The organism is Xenorhabdus hominickii (assembly GCF_002632725.1).
In the GTDB taxonomy this organism is placed as follows: domain Bacteria; phylum Pseudomonadota; class Gammaproteobacteria; order Enterobacterales; family Enterobacteriaceae; genus Xenorhabdus; species Xenorhabdus hominickii.
In genome coordinates, this window is the sequence record NZ_NJAI01000002.1 from 583,735 (window position 1) to 588,808 (window position 5,074).

General features: G+C 42.9%; 6 protein-coding genes and 1 tRNA gene. 3 read left to right on the forward strand and 4 right to left on the reverse strand.

Annotated features, from left to right (window positions below; genetic code table 11):
* On the forward strand, positions 1-434 hold a 434-nt coding region (locus tag Xhom_RS33410; protein ID WP_211287893.1), incomplete at its 5' end, for a hypothetical protein.
* A gap of 4 nt (positions 435-438) precedes the next feature.
* Positions 439-621 carry a hypothetical protein gene (locus tag Xhom_RS09840; protein ID WP_069316201.1) on the forward strand — a complete coding sequence of 61 codons (183 nt, stop codon included), beginning with the start codon at positions 439-441 and terminating at the stop codon, positions 619-621.
* 384 nt (positions 622-1,005) lie between these two features.
* Here the strand turns inward: Xhom_RS09840 and Xhom_RS09845 are convergent.
* From Xhom_RS09845 to Xhom_RS09855, 3 genes are all read right to left on the reverse strand, one after another.
* Positions 1,006-1,082 (reverse strand) — tRNA-Pro (locus Xhom_RS09845).
* Positions 1,083-1,156: 74 nt separating this feature from the next.
* Positions 1,157-2,902, reverse strand: coding sequence for an LPS biosynthesis-modulating metalloenzyme YejM (gene yejM / locus Xhom_RS09850; RefSeq protein ID WP_069316287.1), 1,746 nt, complete (start codon positions 2,900-2,902; stop codon positions 1,157-1,159).
* A 30-nt stretch (positions 2,903-2,932) separates the two neighbouring features.
* On the reverse strand, positions 2,933-3,160 hold the full coding sequence (locus Xhom_RS09855; protein ID WP_069316286.1) for a YejL family protein: 228 nt from the start codon (positions 3,158-3,160) through the stop codon (positions 2,933-2,935).
* Between the two features lie 278 nt (positions 3,161-3,438).
* Here Xhom_RS09855 and yejK point away from each other — a divergent pair, with 278 nt between their 5' ends.
* Entirely contained in the window at positions 3,439-4,446 is a 1,008-nt protein-coding gene (yejK, locus tag Xhom_RS09860) for a nucleoid-associated protein YejK (protein WP_069316285.1), read from the forward strand.
* Positions 4,447-4,544: 98 nt separating this feature from the next.
* Here the strand turns inward: yejK and rplY are convergent, their stop codons facing one another.
* Positions 4,545-4,826, reverse strand: a complete 282-nt coding sequence (gene rplY / locus Xhom_RS09865) for a 50S ribosomal protein L25 (protein ID WP_069316284.1) — start codon at positions 4,824-4,826, stop codon at positions 4,545-4,547.
* Positions 4,827-5,074: the final 248 nt, after the last annotated feature.

Consider the following 5,074-nt stretch of genomic DNA (forward strand, 5'->3'; position numbering starts at 1 on the left):
GATTTGTGACAATAACGGCAATAGACGTCAGCTTTGGCCATGCTTTACCCTTAAAAGGCGGGAAGCATATCACAACAACTAACTATTTAATACATGACCCAGTAATCAGGTCGGCTACGCGTTACTGGATTTTGGCCGCATACAACGCTCGCAACGGATCGTTAAATCCAACCCCTTCGGCAACGGTACACCGTGTATTGTGCTGGCTGAGGTCAATCGCGGCTATGAACGCAATGAATGGTTCGATACGAAATGGATTTTCCAGCAGAACGGTAGTCACGGCGTTGCCGCCTCCTGTGTTGCTGAGGGGATTGTGGTTCAGGCGGGTACGGCGTCATTCTGGGCGCGGGGTATGGATACCGGGTCTGCCGCAGGTCATGCTGACGGTACCGATTGGACTAACGTTGCGTGCCGGGTGCATGTCTGGAAGGTGATGTGATGAAAATGAAAATGAAAACAATCTATGTGCTAACCCGTGACTACCGGTCGTATACCATCGGCATTCGTCCGGTAGAACCCCACATTGACGTGGATGTCCCTGATAATTTTTCCGGCGGGCCGGAAACCTATCATCCTGACACGCAGGAGTGGATACCGGATGAATTGAAAAAACCAAAATAATAGTCAGGGGATTGTTCTACTGCACCTGATATCCAGTGGCCGGAGCAGCCGAAGTGATGACAGGGGCCTAGTGCCCCTTACTCACTCGCTTGGATATCCGTGTCCAGATGCCGGAGGATTCGGTGTGGAATGTGAGGCAGGGGAAATTAACTGAGATTGGATGAGGGATTTACCATTTCAATATATCATTGATGAAATTTATGAATTAGTGAGTTTTTGTGTTTGAAGTTTAGACTAAAACGATAGGGTAAGAATGGGGATATTAGGACAGGGTTTTACACCAGTTTTACACCAGTTTTACACCAGTTTTACACCAGTTTTACACCAAGCAAATTTCAGGCATAAAAAAACCAACCGTAATAGGTTGGTTTTTCTAGGGAAATTTGGTCGGCATGATAGGATTTGAACCTACGACCCCCGACACCCCATGACGGTGCGCTACCAAGCTGCGCTACATGCCGATGACTTTTCTTATATTACCGTTTTTTATTTTCAAAGCAACCCTTAATTTAGTGAGTGATTGATTTTTAAACGATTAGTTGGCTAAAAATCGTTTCACTTCTGTTAGTACTTGTAATAATTGGGCGAGATTTGGTTTGGCTCCGTAAATCTCGTTGCCATCTAAATCATACAGATGATATTCCCCATTTTTGTCGATATAGACAGTGTTTTCAATGGTCGTGACAATCAATGAACCATTATCACCAGTAATAAGCCATGGATTTTCTCTCTGAGCGTTAAAGAGATCTTCACCTTGTGAATAATCTTCTGGTGAATTACTGACGTGTAGTAAACGTTGCATAAGTGTTGTCATGACATCTTGATGACTGGTTAGTTTGTCGATAATTTGTGCGGGTGTGCCCGGCCAGTGAATTATCAAGGGTACATGAAGTTCGTCACGGTTGAATTTATCATCAGTAACCCATTTTGCTGAGTGGTTTATTTTCTGTTTGTTTTGTTTGGCCGTAATCACAATGATTGTTTTATCCAGAATGCCTTTGGTCTTTAAGGCTTGTAAAACGTTATTGATCTCAGTATCCAGTACTTGTTTGTTAAATTTATCTGGTGAACCCGTGAGGCCATTAATATTCAGGAATGAAAACCATGGAGCTGAGCCACCGTGTAAATCCAGCCACTGATGCCATTGTGTTACCGTTAAGTTATCGCTTCTTTTGTTGGTATCAGTATTTGGCAGGGAGTAATCTGTCAATGCTGCTTGACGGTAAAGTGGAGTTTGGAACCCATCCGATGAGAAAAGACCAAATTGATATCCTTGATGCGTTAGTGCATCAATAAGTGCGGATGATTTTCTTGTGCTAAGAATACCGTCTAGATAACCCGATGATATGCCATAGAATAAACCAAACATTGCGGTATCGTTGTGAATACCTGTGCTGAAATGTTGTGTGAACTGGATATTATCTTTCGCAAATTGTTCCAGAGTTGGCATGCCATTAGTAATAGTTCGATTATCTAATCCGTCCACGACAAGTAGCAGTAGGTTGTAGCCGCGCCCAGTGTCCCGATAAGATAAATTATTTAGCGGGTAATCGACAGTCAACGCAGCAGGATTTCCTTGCTGGTTAATACGATGCTGATATTCTTTTTGATCCAATAATCCGTGTTTTTCAAGGAATTTACGAGCCGTCATCGGATAAGAAACCGGCAAATTTGAGCGTTGCATAGTAATAGGACGGTAGAAGTTGGCGTCCGCCCAGATGTATATCACGTGGGAGGTGACAAATGCGGTGATAAATACTGCTGCCAGTGGCTTGCCGAATCGTTGACGATTCAGGCTGCGTAATTTTTGCCAGCTCCATGTGCCGAATAGCATCTGTATTAAAAAAATAACGGGGATACAGATGAACATGAGCTGCCATTCCCTTGCCAATTCACCTTGCTCTGGGTTGGTGACTAAATCCCAGACCAACGGAGTCAGATGCAGGTGGAAACGAACATAGATGGAAGAATCGAATACCAGCAGTGTTAAACCTGCGGTCGCCAGTGCCGCTGAAAGAAACCTAAGTAACCGCTGAGATATGACGATAAATGTTAGCGGAAATAAAATAAGTAAGTAGATAGCAAAGACGATGAAACTGAAATGACCGAGCCAGCTGACCAGTGCGTAGATACGCCCAAACAGTGAACCCGGCCAGTCAGATGCAAATAAATAGCGACTGCCCAGCACAAGACTGACCATGATGTTGAACAGTGCGAACCAGTGTCCCCAACTGATCATCTGAGAAACTTTTTCGCGGTAATGCGGGCGGTTAGTCACCATATTTTCTTTACATTAAGGTTTTAATAAAAATTAATGCGCTTTATCTTCATTAATTGAAGACTGTAACGCGCGTGCAAACGAGTCTGCAATATGTCTGCGCTGCGCAGGAGCAATGCTCGTATTGATTAAATTCGTTACCATATTGCCCAAAACCATCAGGGTAAGATCAGTAGGTGTATGGCTTTTCTCGAAAACATTTACTAATTCAGCTAATAAATGTTCAACTTTTTCATCGCTATAGCGAGACGACTGTGGCATAAATCAAATATCCTGAATGTACAAAGCCCCATATATTACCGTATAGGAAGGCGATTTTCTGCTTTTTTATAACAAATTAATTTCCCTGTAGTGGGAATTGCTGCCATTCTTGAACTTGTTGCATCATTTTAGTTTTTGAAATGTTTAGCATTGGAAATTAAATTGTGAATGCTTTTCCATCATTCGGGTTTTTAGTTGCAGCAGAAAGGCAACGGTGTTTGAATACGCCGCTAACCGCAAAGCCCCATACGGTCAAAGCTGCAAAAGGAGTATAAATAATGAGTCTGGAAATTACCCAGATAGCTTTACATCGGTTGATTAAACGTGATGAGCAAACGCTGGAAGTGATTTTGCGTGATTCTCTGTTGGAAACCAATCAAGTGGTTGACGAGATGATGGCTGAATTACATCGTGTGTATAGTGCAAAAAGCAAAGCCTATGGTTTGTTCAATGAAGGGAGTGAACTGGCAGAATCTCTCCGTCATCTGCGTAAGGGGGATGAGGATTTTCTTGGTTTTAGCCGGGCTGCAACTGTTCGTTTGAAAGATGAATTGGCAAAGTATCCGTTTGCGGTAGGAGGAACGGTGCTGTTTTGTCAATATCGATATCTTGCCGTGGAATATTTACTGGTTTCAGTTCTCAATAGTTGTAATAGCATGTCTGTTAATGATGAGCTTGATGTAAATTCGACGCAGTATCTTGATATCCCTCATGCCGATATCGTGGCGAGAATTGATTTAACTGAATGGGAAACCAATCCTGAATCCAGTCGTTACCTGACTTTCCTGAAAGGGCGGGTAGGGCGCAAGGTCTCTGACTTTTTTATGGATTTTCTGGCTGCCAGTGAAGGCATGAATGCAAAGGTGCAGAATAAGGGATTATTGAAAGCTGTGGATGATTATTGTGAATCAGCACAGTTGGATAAAAATGAACGTCAGGCCTATCGCCAGCAAGTTTATGGTTACTGTAATGAGCAGTTACAGGCAGGTGAGGAGATTAAGTTACAGGAACTGTCTCAAGAGTTGCCACCGTTAGGCGAGCAAAATTTTCAGCAGTTTTCGCAGAAGCAGGGATATGAACTGGAAGAAAGTTTTCCGGCCGATCGCGGAACGTTGCGTCAATTGACAAAATTCGCGGGTAGTGGTGGAGGATTAACTATCAACTTTGATGTCATGTTAATGGGAGAAAGGATTTTTTGGGATCCTGTAACGGATACATTAACGATTAAAGGTACACCACCAAATTTACGTGACCAATTACAGCGCCGTGGTAGTGGTAATCGCTGATATTGGTTATCCGTAAAATATGACACCGTAGAAATAAATAACGCCGCAAATGCGGCGTTATTTACTCGGCGTCCCGATAAAAGCTCGACTGTGGCTAATTAAGCACGCAGGAAATCAATGTGCGTCAGTTTAGGTTTAAATGGGTGACGCTGTACTGCCTGCACTTTAACTTTAGTTTCTTTACCATCAACAACCAGAGTCAGAACTTCGTAAAATTCTGCTTTGCTTTCATGGTTGATAACTGCATCGTGATCCAGTTCGATAGAAACTGGCTCTTGGTTACCACCGTAGATGATTGCCGGAAACTTGTTAGCTCTGCGCAGGCGGCGGCTCGCACCCTTACCCTGCTCTTTACGTACTTCTGCATTAATAGTTAACATTATTTTTTCTCTTTAAAAGAAGAAAATAAATCCTGCTACAGGCGACCCAGCAGCAGGTTCGATACTGGCTTAACGTTATGTATTACATCAAGCGGACGGCATTCTAACGAAAAACTGATATGACAGCAAATAGAAATGCATTTTCTGGCTTTTTATTTTTCCATATGAAAGGTTAAAACCACCGACTTTAGTCGGTCAGCTTTAGCTGCGATACTATATTGCACGAGAGGTGCAATATGGATTACAGA

Coding starts and splice junctions, on each gene's coding strand:
- Xhom_RS09840 (WP_069316201.1), top strand. CDS start 439: ATGAAAATGAAAATGAAAACAATCTATGTGCTAACCCGTGACTACCGG.
- yejM (WP_069316287.1), bottom strand. CDS start 2,902: ATGGTGACTAACCGCCCGCATTACCGCGAAAAAGTTTCTCAGATGATC.
- Xhom_RS09855 (WP_069316286.1), bottom strand. CDS start 3,160: ATGCCACAGTCGTCTCGCTATAGCGATGAAAAAGTTGAACATTTATTA.
- yejK (WP_069316285.1), top strand. CDS start 3,439: ATGAGTCTGGAAATTACCCAGATAGCTTTACATCGGTTGATTAAACGT.
- rplY (WP_069316284.1), bottom strand. CDS start 4,826: ATGTTAACTATTAATGCAGAAGTACGTAAAGAGCAGGGTAAGGGTGCG.